General features: G+C 44.1%; 12 protein-coding genes. 8 read left to right on the forward strand and 4 right to left on the reverse strand.

Translation table 11 applies throughout. The features are described from left to right. Positions 1 to 235: 235 nt before the first annotated feature. From H2O73_RS08590 to H2O73_RS08600, 3 genes are all read right to left on the reverse strand, one after another. Positions 236 to 1,501 (reverse strand): outer membrane protein transport protein, encoded by a 1,266-nt coding sequence (locus H2O73_RS08590; RefSeq protein ID WP_182108441.1) that lies wholly within the window; start codon positions 1,499 to 1,501, stop codon positions 236 to 238. A 238-nt stretch (positions 1,502 to 1,739) separates the two neighbouring features. Then, the gene (locus H2O73_RS08595; protein ID WP_182108442.1) at positions 1,740 to 2,471 is read right to left on the reverse strand and encodes a DUF3379 domain-containing protein; all 732 of its coding nucleotides are present in this window, start codon (positions 2,469 to 2,471) and stop codon (positions 1,740 to 1,742) included. Then, positions 2,464 to 3,027, reverse strand: a complete 564-nt coding sequence (locus H2O73_RS08600; RefSeq protein WP_182108443.1) for a sigma-70 family RNA polymerase sigma factor — start codon at positions 3,025 to 3,027, stop codon at positions 2,464 to 2,466. The genes H2O73_RS08595 and H2O73_RS08600 overlap by 8 nt, the downstream gene beginning before the upstream one ends. A gap of 815 nt (positions 3,028 to 3,842) precedes the next feature. On the opposite strand from H2O73_RS08600, the gene fadI reads away from it, so the two are divergent. The 4 genes from fadI (at position 3,843) to H2O73_RS08620 (ending at position 9,677) form a co-directional block, all read left to right on the forward strand. Then, positions 3,843 to 5,150, forward strand: coding sequence for an acetyl-CoA C-acyltransferase FadI (gene fadI, locus H2O73_RS08605; protein ID WP_182108444.1), 1,308 nt, complete (start codon positions 3,843 to 3,845; stop codon positions 5,148 to 5,150). Then, positions 5,150 to 7,264 carry a fatty acid oxidation complex subunit alpha FadJ gene (fadJ, locus tag H2O73_RS08610; RefSeq protein ID WP_182108445.1) on the forward strand — a complete coding sequence of 705 codons (2,115 nt, stop codon included), beginning with the start codon at positions 5,150 to 5,152 and terminating at the stop codon, positions 7,262 to 7,264. Before fadI ends, fadJ begins: the two co-directional genes overlap by 1 nt. Before the next feature lie 233 nt (positions 7,265 to 7,497). Further along, a complete protein-coding gene (trpB, locus tag H2O73_RS08615; protein ID WP_182108446.1) occupies positions 7,498 to 8,721 on the forward strand; it encodes a tryptophan synthase subunit beta in 1,224 nt (407 codons plus the stop codon). Positions 8,722 to 9,128: 407 nt separating this feature from the next. Continuing rightward, a complete protein-coding gene (locus tag H2O73_RS08620; protein ID WP_182108447.1) occupies positions 9,129 to 9,677 on the forward strand; it encodes an NAD(P)H nitroreductase in 549 nt (182 codons plus the stop codon). Positions 9,678 to 9,737: 60 nt separating this feature from the next. On the opposite strand, the gene H2O73_RS08625 is transcribed toward H2O73_RS08620, so the two are convergent. After that, complete coding sequence (locus H2O73_RS08625; protein ID WP_182108686.1) at positions 9,738 to 10,613, reverse strand: LysR family transcriptional regulator; 876 nt, start codon at positions 10,611 to 10,613, stop codon at positions 9,738 to 9,740. A 247-nt stretch (positions 10,614 to 10,860) separates the two neighbouring features. Between H2O73_RS08625 and H2O73_RS08630 the strand changes: the two genes are divergently transcribed. From H2O73_RS08630 to dnaX, 4 genes are all read left to right on the forward strand, one after another. Next, the gene (locus H2O73_RS08630; protein WP_182108448.1) at positions 10,861 to 11,961 is read left to right on the forward strand and encodes a response regulator; all 1,101 of its coding nucleotides are present in this window, start codon (positions 10,861 to 10,863) and stop codon (positions 11,959 to 11,961) included. A 345-nt stretch (positions 11,962 to 12,306) separates the two neighbouring features. Then, entirely contained in the window at positions 12,307 to 12,699 is a 393-nt protein-coding gene (locus tag H2O73_RS08635) for a YbaN family protein (RefSeq protein WP_368737156.1), read from the forward strand. A 148-nt stretch (positions 12,700 to 12,847) separates the two neighbouring features. After that, a complete protein-coding gene (apt, locus tag H2O73_RS08640; protein WP_182108449.1) occupies positions 12,848 to 13,393 on the forward strand; it encodes an adenine phosphoribosyltransferase in 546 nt (181 codons plus the stop codon). A 12-nt stretch (positions 13,394 to 13,405) separates the two neighbouring features. Then, positions 13,406 to 15,580, forward strand: a complete 2,175-nt coding sequence (dnaX, locus tag H2O73_RS08645) for a DNA polymerase III subunit gamma/tau (protein ID WP_182108450.1) — start codon at positions 13,406 to 13,408, stop codon at positions 15,578 to 15,580. The last annotated feature ends 95 nt before the right edge of the window (positions 15,581 to 15,675 follow it).

Below are 15,675 nucleotides of genomic sequence, written 5' to 3' on the forward strand. Positions count from 1 at the left end.
TAAAATTCTATGAAAATTGCATTGTGAGAAATTAAATGCCACAAAAGTGGTAGGACCACTTCTTGATTCGGCGAACGCCTGTGTTGTTTAATTTGTGAAAAAATTAACATCTACCACGTTTAGAAATGTGTTCACGTGTACGCTGAAATTTTTTGAAGGGATAATAAGTTAATTGTGAGGCACAAAAAAGGGCTGGATAACCAGCCCTTTTCAATAGTCTTTCAAGCGTTAGCAATTAGAAGCTGCGGCTGTATTGTAGACCCATTAGGATTGCATCAGCATGGGTAGTTGCCGTTAACGACGTTACTCCACCAGCAAGACTCTCTTCAACTTTGACATCATCCCCCATGAGGTAAGTAAAGCCAAAGTCGATGTTCGATGCAGTATCGATATGGTAAGTAAAACCAGCTGAGAACCACTGACGATCAGAGTCCGGTACTGAGATAGAGGTTAGACTATCTTGGGCGCTGGTGTCATACATGTAACCGGCACGTAGTGTCCAATCGTTGTTTAAGTAGTAAGTACCACCAATCGCGTAGTGCCAACCATCTTGCCACTTGTAGGCTTTATCGTAAGAACCGCCGTCTAGTTGACCAATAGGTGATGCGGTAGCATCAAGATTGCGGAATTTGATTTTATCAAATGAGCCCCAGCCAATGTATTGGATAGAGTAGTGCACCGCGAATTTAGTATCTTCAATTTTGTGGAAGCCGGAAAACTCTGCAATGTCAGGCAAAGGCAGAGTAATTTTTTGCCCTTTGTCATCTTCAGCTTCAAACTCTGGGCTGTAGCGGTAAGCTAAACCAAAACGGTTGTTCTCATCCAGTTCATAGACGGTACCAACATTAAAACCAACTGCCCAGCCATCAGCTTTATCTACGTTAAGAGCATGTGGAGCTGGACCAAAGATACCAGGGTTGCCACGCTTCATCGTGCCTTGCCCGTAGATAAGGTCAAGACCCGCTCCTACACTGAATTGTTCGTTTAGGCGGTACGAACCCGCTAAACCAAAGTTGAAGCTTTTAACGTCAGTTGTGCCACCATATTCTTTAGCGACATAGTCATCTTCAAATTCGGTTTTAGTACCGAAGTTTGAGTAAGCGTTGACGCCCCAAGCAAACTTGTCGTTGACTGGCACAATTAAGTGAATATTTGGCGCAATAGAAGTTGATCCTACATCATCAGTATCACTAATAGGGACTGCGCTTGGAGCACCTAACCCTTTATATTTAGCATCCTTCACTTCAATCATTGAAGTAATGCTTTCAAAACCAAGAGACAGTTCCATTTTGTCAAATAGAGCCATCGCGGCTGGGTTACGAGCCATCACCGATGCGTTATCGGCGATTACCGCGTCACCAGCAAATGCACGACCAATACCAGTGGCTGATTGTGCGTTTAGTTGGAAACCTGCGGCGAGAGCTTGTTGTGCTGTAAGTGATGATGCAAGAGAGATCGTCACTGCAAGCAGTGTCTTTTTATACAGACGCGTGTTGTTCATTGCTTTTTCCTTTTTTAGTCGCCTCTTATGGGCGCTGTTTTTGAGCATTTGCTCATTTGGGGCTGATATTATTCCGAAGTATAGAATATAGAAATCCGACCATTGTCTAATTTGATGATAAAGTTGCGGAAATGAAGGGTATCGTGCGGGAAAATGCTGTGAAAACCGTCTTTTTAGAGTATTAGCTCTAAATTTAGGGCAAAAAAAGAGCCCTAGTTATTAACTAGAGCTCGTTCAGTTAGATAGCAACTGGTTTGATAAGTTTTTTTATAGAATTGGCGATATTAGCGACATTTTCACCTTTCTCACCCACAATCACCATGCTGGCATTACCCATAGGTTCAATAATGCCTTCCATTCCTGCTTTTTGAAAATCTTCAACATCGGCAGAAGCAATGTTGGTCATAAACAGGGTGACCTTACCGTGTTCTCCTTGAAAGACCATGTGCAGCGCATTTGCTTCACCAAAACCGCAGTGGTTTAGGTAGTAAACATGGAAGGGAAACTGTGCGTCCAACTGGTGAGTAAAGGGGGCCATTTTGGCATTGATTTGCTGCGTATTGACTCGCTCATCAAGGTGCTCAACAAATGGCTTCTCAGCAATAACATGTTCAATTGCTGTCGCAGCCAAACTAGCTTGCGCGGGTGCCACTAAAACATTGCCCCAGTTTATTTGCCCAACCAGTAAACCTACAACAAAGGCAACCGATGCCGCCATTGCCATACTGCGCTTAATAAAGTTGGGCGTTATCACATTGGTTTGGTTGCGTGAGCTTTGGTTAAACAGAATACGGTCAGCAAGATCTTCAGGAACATCCACATTCATCGCCTTCGCGATGCGGTTATCAAGATCCAGAATATCATCGGCAAACTTGTTGTTGCTGTCATTGGTACGCATTGCGTCAAGAATGTCACTGTCCCTTTCTTTGGGATCGGACATAATTCGACGACGGAATTCTAATTCATCCATTGTGCGCTCCTTTGTGATTGTCTTCGGACTCCAACATATCTTTCAGTTGGTTCCTCGCTCTGAATAGACGTGTCATCACCGTATTCTTGTTTAACTCTAAAATCTGACCGATTTCGTCACCGCTGAAACCGCCAACGACCTGTAAAAAAAGCGGCTCGCGATACTCTACTTCAAGTTTCATGATTTGCGCATGAATCCACTCAGTCTGGTGGTGTGAGTCATCGCTGACCTTGGCTTCATTGCTGTGGTCATCAATGTCGACCAAATCAAATTGTTTTCTTTCGAAACGGCGTGCGTTTTCACGGCGCAATATGGTAATAAGCCAAGATTTCGCTGCCTTTTCATCTTGTAAGCTGTCTAGTGACTTCCATGCTCGAAGGCAGGTTTCTTGAACCAAATCTTCGGCAATCGTCGGATCTTTGCATAGCCAGTAGCCGTAGCGGTATAAGTCCCGATGATACGCTCTCACTAGCGCTTCGTATTTTCTTTGTCTGTCCATATCTAATTCGACCGGACGTTGTGACTTTTTCTTTCCAAAAAAATCTAAGATGGCCACAAAAGCCTCCCAAGCTGAGTCCGAGATTGGAGTAAATATGCAGCAAGATGTAATAAAACCGTCATAAAATGGCGCTTTTGAGTTAATGAAAACGATTACCTAAGTATCAATAGCAGAAATCGAATCAAAAATTGATCTAATTCAAAAAACATCGTAACTCAGCGGTTATAGTACATCTTGTCATCTAGTTAGTGTTCGCACTAACAGTTGAGCAAGATGACACTTCCTTTTGAAGGCTGACTTTACTTTCTCCTAATCAGGAAACTGATTATTTTCAATTGGCGTGAGTTAATTGCTTTATACATTCCGACCACACAGATTTGTGTGGTTTTTTTTTGCCTGTCTTTTACATATCATTTGTTTCGAATACACGACCGCAAACAAACTTGCATTAACTATAGTTAATTTTATTTTCCCTACAACCTTATTATTCATTTACTTAGCTAATTTTACTAACGGTAAATCACGTTTATTCCTTATACCCAAGTGATCTCAAGATAAAGGATTCAGAGCCATGTCACTGGTGCTAGTTCAAGGATGACAACGATGTGTACATAGCCATCTATTTCCATGTTGTTTGACGATGAAATAGCACCAGTGACAGGCTCCCACAGGGCGAGTTTGTTAGTTTAGTAGACGTTGTTACCGATTCTTAATTTAGTCCACTAGATTTTCAAATCGATTCCGCGTCTACAAACCCAACAATTCTCGCTGAAACTCATATCTTGAGATTACTTGGGTATAAATCGTTTGATTGATTTAACAAATTGATTACAATGAGCCTGGTCAGACCTCTTATTGATTAAGGAGAAACAATGAGTAAGCAGGAAGTAACCACTCGCTCAGGGGAACGAGTCGCTATCGTTGCAGGGTTGCGCACCCCATTCGCACGGCAGAGCACGGAATTTAGCCAAGTACCCGCGGTTGATCTGGGCAAAATGGTGATCAGTGAAATGCTCACTCGTACCGATATCGATCCGAAAATGATTGAGCAGGTTGTGTTTGGTCAAGTGGTACAGATGCCAGAAGCACCAAATATTGCGCGTGAAATCGTACTGGGCACCGGAATGAACGTTCACACTGATGCTTACAGTGTGACACGAGCGTGTGCGACCAGTTTTCAGGCGGCGGTCAATGTGGCAGAAAGCATTATGTCAGGAACGATTGATGTTGGTATCGCGGGTGGTGCGGATTCATCATCGGTTCTCCCAATTGGGGTATCGAAGACTTTGGCTGCCAATCTGCTTGCGCTGAGTAAAACCAAAACCGTGGCGCAAAAGCTGAAAATTCTTAAAAGTTTATCCTTAAAAGATCTTATGCCAGTTCCTCCGGCGGTTGCTGAGTATTCAACTGGATTGTCGATGGGGCAAACGGCTGAACAGATGGCAAAAAGCCACGGTATTACTCGAGCTGAACAAGATGCGCTAGCACATCGTTCACATTCACTGGCTTCTCTTGCCTGGAAAGAGGGGAAAATTGCTGGTGAAGTGATGACGGCGTTCCCTGAACCTTATAAAAAGTGGCTATCAGAAGACAATAATATCCGCCACGACTCTCAGTTAGAAACTTACGCCAAACTCAGACCCGCTTTTGACCGCCAATACGGCACTGTGACGGCAGCCAACAGTACACCACTTACTGATGGTGCGGCGGCAGTGATGTTGATGCGAGAAGGAAAAGCGAAAGAACTGGGTCTTGAGATCCTCGGTTACATTCGTTCGTATGCCTTTTCAGCCATTGGGGTTGAACAAGATATGTTGATGGGCCCTTCTTATGCTACGCCAATGGCATTGGACCGAGCAGGCATCACATTAAATGACTTAACCTTGATTGATATGCATGAAGCATTCGCTGCTCAAGCACTATCAAACGTGAAAATGTTCGCTAGTAATAAGTTCGCACAAGAGAAACTTGGGCGAAGCAAAGCGATTGGCGAAATAGATATGGATAAGTTTAACGTGCTTGGCGGTTCTCTGGCTTATGGTCACCCATTTGCTGCAACCGGCGCCCGTATGATGACGCAAACTCTTCGTGAACTTAAGCGTCGTGGCGGTGGTTTGGCATTAAATACCGCCTGCGCTGCAGGTGGTTTGGGCGCAGCAATGATTTTGGAGGTTGAGTAATGACTGAGTTAAAAGCATTCAATCTAACGGTAGATGAGCAAAACATTGCGTGGCTATGTATTGATGTTCCGAATGAAAAAATGAACACCTTACAAGCAGCTTTCGTGACAGATATGGAGCGAGTGTTCGCTGAAATTGAACAGCAGCAGGCATCACTGAAAGGACTTATCTTACATTCGGGTAAGCCGGACAACTTTGTGGCAGGTGCTGACGTTCGTATGTTAGACGCATGTCAGTCTAGCCAAGAAGCACAAGATCTTGCGGCTAAAGGGCAGGAGATGTTCCAAAAGTTGTCTGCACTTCCTTTTCCGGTGGTTGCAGCCATCCATGGTCCTTGTTTGGGCGGCGGTTTAGAACTCGCACTGGCGTGTGATTACCGTGTCTGTAGCGATGATGATAAAACTCGCATCGGTTTACCCGAAGTACAGCTTGGTTTATTACCCGGCTCTGGTGGTACACAACGTTTGCCAAGACTAATTGGCTTGCTTCCTTCACTGGATCTCATCCTAACGGGTAAGCAATTAAGAGCTAAAAAAGCGAAGAAGTTGGGCGTGGTGGATGCTTGCGTACCGAATACGATTTTGCTTGATGCTGCAAAACAATTTGTTGAGAAAAGCAGCAAAGCTAAGCGCAAAGAGTCCACCAAAGAGAAGTTAATCTCTAAAACGGGCTTAGGGCGTAAGGTTATTTTTGAGCAAGCGGCGAAGAAAACCCATCAGAAAACTCGTGGTAACTACCCTGCGGCGGAAGCGATTTTAGACGTGATTCGCTACGGGTTAGAAAAAGGCATGACTAAAGGGCTTGAATACGAAGCCAAACGCTTTGGTGAGTTAGTGATGACACCTGAATCTAAAGCGCTGCGCTCAATATTCTTTGCCACCACCGAGATGAAAAAAGAACATGGCGGTGATGCCAAGCCAGTTGTGGTAACAAGAGTCGGTGTGTTAGGTGGCGGCTTAATGGGAGCCGGTATTGCTAATGTCTCCGTTGCCAAAGCTAAATTGCCTGTTCGTATTAAAGATGTCAGTAATGATGGCGTACTTAACGCACTGAATTACAACTACAAGTTGTTTGATAAGCAGCGTAAGCGCCGCATCATCAGTAAAGCGCAACTGCAAAGTAAAATGTATCAACTCTCTGGTGGTACTGACTTTACCAGTTTTGAACAACTTGATGTGGTGATAGAAGCGGTATTCGAAGATCTAGCACTTAAGCAGCAAATGGTGGCAGATGTTGAGCAAAATGCTAAACCATCCACCATCTTTGCAACCAATACTTCTTCATTACCAATCTCACAAATTGCTGAGAAAGCAGAAAGGCCGGAAAACGTGGTGGGTCTGCACTACTTCAGCCCTGTAGAAAAAATGCCGCTGGTGGAAGTGATCCCTCACCAAGGCACATCTGACGAGACCATTTCAACCGTAGTTGAGTTGGCGCGTAAACAAGGTAAAACTCCTATTGTTGTTAAAGACCAAGCGGGCTTTTACGTCAACCGAATTCTTGCGCCTTACATGAATGAAGCGGCGCAAATTTTGTTAACGGGCGAGCCAATTGAGCTGTTGGATACTGCGCTGCTTAATGCTGGATTCCCGGTAGGTCCAATTACCTTATTGGATGAAGTCGGCGTTGATATTGGCGCGAAAATAATGCCGATATTGGTGAAGGAGTTGGGCGAACGTTTCCAAGGTCCCGATGTGTTTGAAACCCTACTCAATGACGACCGAAAAGGGCGTAAGAGTGGTAAAGGGTTCTACACCTACAAAGGTAAAGATAAACAAGTAGATAAAACAGTATATAAGCTACTTAATCTTAAGCCAGAAGCAAAGCTGAGCGAGGAAGAGGTGGCACTGCGTTGTATGTTGCCAATGCTCAATGAGGCGGTACGCTGTTTGGATGAAGGTATTATTCGCTCCGCGAGAGATGGCGATATTGGGGCTATATTTGGTATCGGCTTCCCGCCATTCTTGGGTGGACCTTTCCGCTATATGGATCAAATTGGTATCGCTAAGTTGGTTGAGATCATGAACGAATATGCATCTAAGTTTGGCGACCGTTTTGCTCCGTGTGATGGTTTGTTAACCAGAGCGAGTGTTGGAGAAGGGTTCTACTCTTAATTGAGTATTTGTCTTCTTGCAAAGTAGAGATCTTAGGTGGGCGAAATGCCCACCTTTTTATTTTGAAATCTATTATTTTCCAAGCTTTTATTCTTTAAGTATTTATTTTCTAAGCTGCTATTTTTGTTAAAAAAGTGTGACTTAGCTAGCTAATGTCATTTGTTGCATTTGTGAGCGATACATTTTAACCATATGATGTTCAGGTGTACTAGTTGGATAGGACAAGGAACCTCATGAAAAACACATTCAATCATGCTTTACCTGATGCTCAAGGTTATTTTGGCGAATACGGCGGCAGCTTTATTCCTGAAGAGTTGCAAAAGGTAATGAACGAAATCACCGCAGAGTATAACGCGTGCCGACAAGACCCCGAGTTTCAAACCGAATTGGCACGACTGTATAAGCACTTTGTCGGTCGTCCGAGTCCTATTTTCCACGCAGAGAATCTGTCGCAAAAATACGGTGTAGAGATCTACCTTAAGCGTGAAGATTTGAATCATACTGGTGCACATAAGATCAACCACTGCCTAGGTGAAGCATTACTAGCAAAGAAAATGGGTAAGAAGAAACTGATTGCCGAAACCGGGGCAGGGCAGCATGGTGTTGCGCTAGCAACGGCTGCGGCATTAGTGGGGTTAGAATGTGATATCTACATGGGTGAAGTGGATATTGCCAAAGAGCATCCAAACGTTGTGCGTATGCGCATTCTTGGCGCGAATGTGATCCCAGCTACCCATGGGCGCAAAACATTAAAAGAAGCGGTAGATGCGGCTTTTGAAGCGTATTTAAAAGATCCTATTAGCCAGCTTTATGCGATTGGTTCGGTTGTTGGTCCTCACCCGTTCCCAATGATGGTACGTGATTTCCAATCAATTATTGGGAATGAAGCTCGAGAGCAGTTCCAAGAGATGACAGGAAAACTGCCGGACAATTTAGTTGCTTGTGTTGGTGGTGGCTCCAATGCTATGGGACTATTTAGTGCATTTTTAGAAGATGAAGCAGTGGCAATCCATGGCGTTGAACCCGCGGGTCGTTCATTGCAAGAAGTGGGTGAGCATGCGGCGACACTATCTCTTGGTGAGCCTGGTGTGATGCACGGCTTTAAATCTTATATGCTAAAAGATGACGCGGGTGAACCACAAGAAGTGTACTCGGTTGCGAGCGGTTTAGATTACCCATCTGTTGGACCTCAACACAGTTACTTAAAAGACTTGGGTCGTGTGCAATACGGCACGGCTGATGATAAAGAATCGATTGATGCCTTTTTTGAACTCTCTCGTCTTGAAGGAATCATCCCAGCCATTGAATCCGCCCACGCGGTCGCTTACGCGATAAAATTAGCTAAGCAAGGGTTGAAAGGTTCAGTGCTAATTAATCTGTCTGGTCGCGGTGATAAAGATATCGACTTTGTGGTGGAGAATTACGGCAAGGACTACGGTATTGAGTCTCTAATTTAACCACGCATTAAAATAAACCTAGAATTAAAGCTGGCTTTTGAGTCAGCTTTTTTATTGTCCAAAATTGCCTTAACGGTTGGAAGGTGGTAATTATTCACTATAAAAACAATGAATAAAGTTATACCCAAGTGACTTCAAGATGCAAGATTCAGAGCCTTGTCATTGGTTCCAGTTCAAGGAAAACAACGACGTGGAATAGCCATCTATTTCCTAGTTGTTTGACGAAAAAATGGTTCCAGTGACAGGCTCCCGAAGGGCGAGTTTGTTAGGTTCGCAGACTACGTTATCGATTCTTAATTTAGAGCGACTAGATTTGCAAATCAACGCCTTGCCTGCAAACCTAACAACTCTCGCTGAACTAAGTATCTTGAGGTTACTTGGGTATATATCAAACAAAAGGAATGGTTATGGATGCTCTAGATTTACTTCTTAACCGACGCTCTATAGGGCGTTTGTCAGCCCCTGCTCCGGAAGGAAAAGCGCTGGAAAATATTATTCGTGCAGGTTTGCGTGCTCCGGATCATGGTGGTTTAACACCATGGCGTTTTGTTATTTCCCAAGGAGAAGGCTTACAGAAACTAGCCAATATATTAGTAAAGGCGGCAAAAGCTGAGAATAGTGATGAGGCGGTGATAGAAAAGGTAAAAAATGCGCCATTTCGTGCCCCAATGGTGATTACTGTGATCGCAAAAGTGACGCCGCATGACAAAGTTCCAGCATTTGAACAACACCTCTCTGCGGGTTGTGCGGTTCATGCGATGCAGATGGCGGCGGTAGCACAAGATTACCAAGGTTTTTGGCGTTCAGGAAAATGGATGTTTCATCAAGAAGTTCGAGATGCGTTCCACTTGAAAGGTGATGATCAGATCGTAGGCTTCCTATACCTTGGAACCGCAGGGTGTACACCGATGAAGGTACCTGATCGTGATTTGAGCCGCTTTGTTGAATTTCTATAATTAGAGCACATAGAAAAAGAGCTTGGTATTGACCAAGCTCTTTTTTGTTCGAAACACGCGTTAGTGAATGTTGTAAGCAATCACAAAGTCGATGAATAGACGCACTTTTTCTGGAAGATGATCTTTATGGTTGTATAGCATGTAGATATCACGCGGGTTAGCGCTCCAATCTTGTAATACCTGTACTAAGCTTCCATCTTCAATGTATTCACGAATCATCACATCGGGCATTAGTGTGATGCCTAAGCCTTCTGAACAAGCACTGCGAACAACGTTGAGAGCACTCGCTTGGAATCGAGCTTTCTCATTGTTGATCACCACTTCACCACTTTCATTGATCAACTGCCATTTTAATAACGGGTGACCTTTTAACAGTGAGTGATTGTGCAATTCTTCCGCATGTACAGGTGCTGGATGTTGGCTTAAGTAGCCTGGGCTTGCGACCAAAATATCTTTGACTGAACTGATCTTACGGGCGATCAAGCTAGAGTCACGCTGGGGACCAACTCGGAAAATAACATCCCATTCCGTTGGATCCAGTTGATCAGCATGGTTGCTGGTGGTGAGTTCAATACTAATGTCAGGGAATTGACACATAAACTCATTGAACATCGGCATCATCATACGCTTGGTGAGGTTTGATGGTGATGAAATTCGAATTTTACCTGCAGCCCCGCGGCACTCGTCAGAGATCTCTTCAGTTACATTCGATAGACGCTGTAATAGAGGCGAGCACTCGCTAAAAAAACGTTCTCCAGCTTCAGTGAGCGATAGCTTACGTGCATGGCGATTTAGTAGACGCAGGTTCAATGAGTCCTCTAAAGCTTGAATACGTCGCGTTATAGTTGCAACCGGGATCATCGTTTTACGTGATGTTGCTGTGTAGCTCCCATTTTCAACAACCAATCGAAACAGGTTTAGGTCATCTAATTTCATCATTCGGACACATTTTTTTACGATTTGCGTTAATTTATATTGATCATCTCTGTTAAAGATTGAGACACATCAACAAGTAATGAGATCTTATGTTATTTTGATTACATCTGGTATGCAACCAAACAGAAAACACTCTAATTTGTATAAACTAAGGTTCGAGTCTAAGGTAAGAGGAGCATTTTGTTTAGATAATAAATATAACAATAGTTAATATTTCTTAACCCATAAGGGGATTTAAGGCGGTACTATGCATAAGATATCAGAAGCGGAGGTCTTACCGTCAAGCACTGTGGCTTTACAAAGAAAACGAGTAATGCTGGTTGATGACGACCCAATATTTCGTCGAATGACCGGAACCTATTTGGAGTCTCAAGGCTATGAAGTTATAGAAGCAGAAGACGGTCTCGAAGGACTAAAATTCTTAAGAGAATGCGAACCCGATTTGGTGTTGTGCGATTTATTAATGCCCGTTTTAAACGGTGTTGAGTTCGTTGAAGAAGTTAGCATTGCTTATCCTTCGATTCCTATGATTGTCGTTTCTGCGACTGAAAGTATTTCTGATGTGGCGAAAGTGGTTAAATGCGGCATCAAAGATTTTCTTACCAAACCCATTTCTAACCCAGACAACTTACGTGATGCAATTGAAAGCTCACTTGAGGATGCTGACAGCCATCTGAGTGATCAGCGTGACATTGCCACTCAATGGTTCCGAGTTGATGGCGCTGAAATGCCAGAAGAGCAAGAACTGCATTGGCATTTAGAATATTTAGCGCAAAATCCTAGTGCGGCAAAAGACTTTTTACTGGCTTTACTACCCGAGAAAGAAACCTCACAAGGCGATTGGAAGTGTACCTATCGCTTACTTCAATCAACGGATGTTATGCCGCTGGTGTTTGATTATGCATGGTTGATCAGTGGGCAGTTTGTTTTTTATTTGGTGGATTCGGATAGTGAAACAAAACATGGTGCAGCAACAACATTGCTCGTTAGAGCGCTATTCCATGACTATTTGCGTGGTCTGAAATCGCAAAGTACCGACTTGAATAATATTGCGCGAATATTAGAGAAGGGGATTGATTGCGCACATTGTGCCTCCCCAATCAATGTTGTATTGGGTATAGCCGATGTGGTGGATGGGACGCTCAGTATACTTCCCGCGGGTTTAGAAGTGAGGGTTTCTGACCAAAATGGTTCACAGCAAATTCATTCGAGTCGTCGTTTAGGTGAGTTATCGGCGGGCAACCATCAAGTTATGGATTTAAAGTTGGGCAATCGTTGTTCTATTAGCTCAAGCCGAATGGGAACAAGTAGCTTTGCACTTGAGATAATCGATAAGTACCCAAATTAGAATGAAATAACATTATTTCGGTCCCAGAAAAGCAGCCTAATGAGCTGCTTTTTCCTATTAATAACCCCAATTATCTTCCGTGTTTGTCGCCTAAAGATTGAGGTATAGTCTTAATTCAACATAAAAAATACATATCAATAACATTTGTATTGATTTTAAGTGTTTTAAATTTTCTTACCAATTTGAGATTGAGCAATGGCAGACAAAGATTTTAAAGAACCTTATAATATCTTCTACTTTCTTGGGTTTATCGCAGTACTACTAATCCCAACACTTCCAGCTACGTTGACTTGGATGCGCGTTATTAACGGGTATGCTGGATTCTAGATTATTTGGAGCTGAGCCATCGTTATTCGACGTTTTCTACTAAACCTGATTGGTGGCTTTAGCTTGTGTTTAGGTGTCCTTGGCATCTTTCTTCCTGTCCTTCCAACTACGCCATTTGTTTTACTTGCCAGTGCATGCTTCATGCGCAGTAGCCCTCGTTTTCACCGCTGGTTAAGTGAACATCAAATCTTTGGACCGATTATCGTGAATTGGCAGCAACATCGTGCTGTGTCGCAAAAAGTAAAATGGCGTGGCGCGCTGATGATGGTCGCGAGTTTTGCGTTATCTATCTATATTGTCCCCCATGATTGGCTAAAGATTATGCTACTAGTCATGTTGCTAGTCCTACTTAGCTGGTTTATTCGTTTGCCTGTGATAGAGCACCTTGCTGACCAAGAAGAAAATCACTAAGATTGGCGAGAAGTGTGCCCACGTAATTAGGTGGGCGTTTGTTTTTTCATCCTTGGCTTTTTCAGTTTTGTAGGGTGGAAACAATTAGTATTCGTAAGTCGTGAGCTAAAATTATTACGACTTCGCAGCCAATCATTAAGAATAAATTATGACGACTGAAACAATCTCATTGATCAAAGCGAGCATTAAAAGCATTGCTGATTACCCAAAACCAGGCATCCTTTTCCGCGACGTAACAAGTCTTCTTGAAGATGCACAAGCATACCAAGCAACTATCCAACTGCTTGTTGATAAATATAAAGCGATGGGCTTTACCAAGGTTGTTGGTACTGAAGCTCGCGGTTTCCTATTTGGTGCGCCTCTTGCGCTTGAACTAGGCGTTGGTTTTGTGCCTGTTCGCAAACCAGGTAAATTGCCACGTAAAACTGTTGCTCAAACTTACGATCTTGAGTACGGCACAGACACATTAGAAATCCACGTTGATGCGATCAATGAAGGTGACAAAGTACTAGTTGTTGATGATCTACTAGCGACTGGCGGCACTATTGAAGCAACAACTAAGCTTATCCGCCAACTTGGTGGTGAAGTTGAACACGCAGCATTTGTAATCAACCTACCGGAAATCGGTGGTGACAAGCGCCTAGAGAAATTAGGTCTGAATGTTTACAGCATCTGCGAGTTCGACGGTCACTAATCGGAATAGTTCATGAGTTATCTTGCCTTAGCGCGAAAATGGCGACCAACTAAATTTAAAGAAGTGGTTGGTCAAGCCCACGTTTTAACCGCTCTAGAGAATGCTTTAGCGCAAAATCGCTTGCACCATGCCTACTTATTCAGTGGCACGCGTGGGGTAGGTAAAACCACAATCGGGCGTTTGTTTGCCAAAGGTTTGAACTGTGAAACAGGAATAACCGCTACGCCATGTGGTGAGTGTGATACTTGCCGTGAGATCGATGAAGGTCGATTTGTAGACTTGCTCGAAATCGATGCGGCGTCGCGCACTAAAGTGGAAGATACTCGTGAACTGCTCGACAACGTACAGTACAAACCTGCACGCGGACGTTTTAAAGTTTACCTAATCGATGAAGTCCACATGCTGTCGCGCCACAGTTTCAACGCGTTGTTAAAAACGTTGGAAGAGCCGCCTGAGTATGTGAAGTTCCTTTTGGCAACCACTGATCCGCAAAAATTGCCGGTGACGATCTTATCTCGATGCTTACAGTTTCATCTTAAGCCAATCAGTGTTGATGATATTCATCAGCAATTAGAGCACGTGCTTAACCACGAACAAGTGAGTTTTGAACAGCGCGCTCTTGGCATGATTTCTCATGCCGCAGATGGCAGTATGCGTGATGCGTTGAGTTTGACAGATCAAGCCATTGCCCTAGGTAATGGTCAAGTGCAAACCGAACTTGTTAGCCACATGTTGGGGACGCTTGATACCGACCAAGCATTGCACTTATTAGATGCGATCGCTTCGAAGCAGCCGCAAACGGCAATGGACGCAATCTTGCGTTTGGCACAAAACGGTGTTGAGTGGGATGGTTTACTCAATCAGCTAGCAGCGCAGTTGCATCGAGTTGCTATGTTCCAAGCTTTGCCATCGACATTGGATAAAGCACAGCCTGACGCTGAAAAAGTTGAGTTGTTGAGCCGTGCTCTGTCACCGGAAGATGTACAGCTATACTACCAAATTGCACTCAAAGGTCGCCAAGATCTGCCGTTTGCTCCTTCTGAACGTGTTGGTTTAGAAATGGTGGTTCTGCGCATGATGGCATTTCGTCCTGCGCCAGTAAGCAGCAATCTGATTTCTACTCAAGTGGCGCAACCACAGGTGAGTAATGCGAATCCTGCTCAAACTGCACAGCCAACCACAGCAAGTCAACCAACACCAGTTCAACAAGTGGTATCACAACAAAGTGCACCACAGCATTCGGCACCGATAACGAATACGCCAATGGCGAGTGCGCCTAGCCCTGCAGCAGGAATGCCAAATACGCAGCCATCAGCTCCGCGACCAATGGCGCCGGAATATGATCTTGCTCCGCCGCCAGAAGGTTATTATGAAGAGTATGACGCAGCCCCTATGCCTGCGCAGCATGTGGCTCCGCGTCAAGAACAACCGCCTCAGGCACAGAGCCAAGCGGCAGTTGAGCCTTCAGCTCGTCCATCACTTGGTGGTTTACGTCATCAGTTGCGTTCTCAGCGCTCTGGGCAAACTCCAACCGGTGGTATGCCAAAAAAGGCTAATGCGACATCTGCAAATAAGAAAGAATCTGTGCTCGACCGTGTTGCTCAAAAACACGCTGGAGCCGCGCAGGTGTCGCCATTCAAGCATGGTTTGCCTTCTGTCCCAGTAGAGGCAGAGAAGGATGATGCGTACCGCTGGAAGCCATCTTCTCCGCAAATCAAGCAAGAAAAGAAAGAACTAACGCCGACTCAAATTAAACAAGCGTTAGAACATGAAAAGACACCTGAAATGGTTAAAAGGCTAGCAGACGAGTCAATCGTGCAGAATTCATGGGCGGCGATGATCGACCAGTTGAATACCGCAAAACTTGTTGAACAGCTCGCACTAAACTCATTCTATGAGAAGAATGGTTCTACCATTTCGTTAACGCTAAGAGCGCAGCAAGCACATTTGAATACCGATCGTGCACAAGCTGAGTTGTTAGCGGCGTTAAATGATAACCTTGGAGAAGAATGTCACTTAACCGTTGAGATAGGTGACAAAGGGCAAACCCCACTGGAGCTGCGCGAAGCACTCTATCAAGGTAAGTTGCAACAAGCATTTGACAGCTTAGAACAAGATCCTCACGTACAATTTATAGAGCGACGCTTCGCAGCCGAGCTAGATAAAGAGAGTGTGAGACCAGTTTAGGGTTGAAAGCATTACTTTTGACCCCAATCTAACATTACAACCACAAGCAATTAGCTGAACCTTATTAAATTAAAGTTCTGTTAAGCACAACCAGA

The organism is Vibrio marinisediminis (genome assembly GCF_014050145.1).
Classification (GTDB): domain Bacteria; phylum Pseudomonadota; class Gammaproteobacteria; order Enterobacterales; family Vibrionaceae; genus Vibrio; species Vibrio marinisediminis.

Coding starts and splice junctions, on each gene's coding strand:
- H2O73_RS08590 (WP_182108441.1), bottom strand. CDS start 1,501: ATGAACAACACGCGTCTGTATAAAAAGACACTGCTTGCAGTGACGATC.
- H2O73_RS08595 (WP_182108442.1), bottom strand. CDS start 2,471: ATGGATGAATTAGAATTCCGTCGTCGAATTATGTCCGATCCCAAAGAA.
- fadI (WP_182108444.1), top strand. CDS start 3,843: ATGAGTAAGCAGGAAGTAACCACTCGCTCAGGGGAACGAGTCGCTATC.
- fadJ (WP_182108445.1), top strand. CDS start 5,150: ATGACTGAGTTAAAAGCATTCAATCTAACGGTAGATGAGCAAAACATT.
- trpB (WP_182108446.1), top strand. CDS start 7,498: ATGAAAAACACATTCAATCATGCTTTACCTGATGCTCAAGGTTATTTT.
- H2O73_RS08620 (WP_182108447.1), top strand. CDS start 9,129: ATGGATGCTCTAGATTTACTTCTTAACCGACGCTCTATAGGGCGTTTG.
- H2O73_RS08625 (WP_182108686.1), bottom strand. CDS start 10,613: ATGAAATTAGATGACCTAAACCTGTTTCGATTGGTTGTTGAAAATGGG.
- H2O73_RS08630 (WP_182108448.1), top strand. CDS start 10,861: ATGCATAAGATATCAGAAGCGGAGGTCTTACCGTCAAGCACTGTGGCT.
- apt (WP_182108449.1), top strand. CDS start 12,848: ATGACGACTGAAACAATCTCATTGATCAAAGCGAGCATTAAAAGCATT.
- dnaX (WP_182108450.1), top strand. CDS start 13,406: ATGAGTTATCTTGCCTTAGCGCGAAAATGGCGACCAACTAAATTTAAA.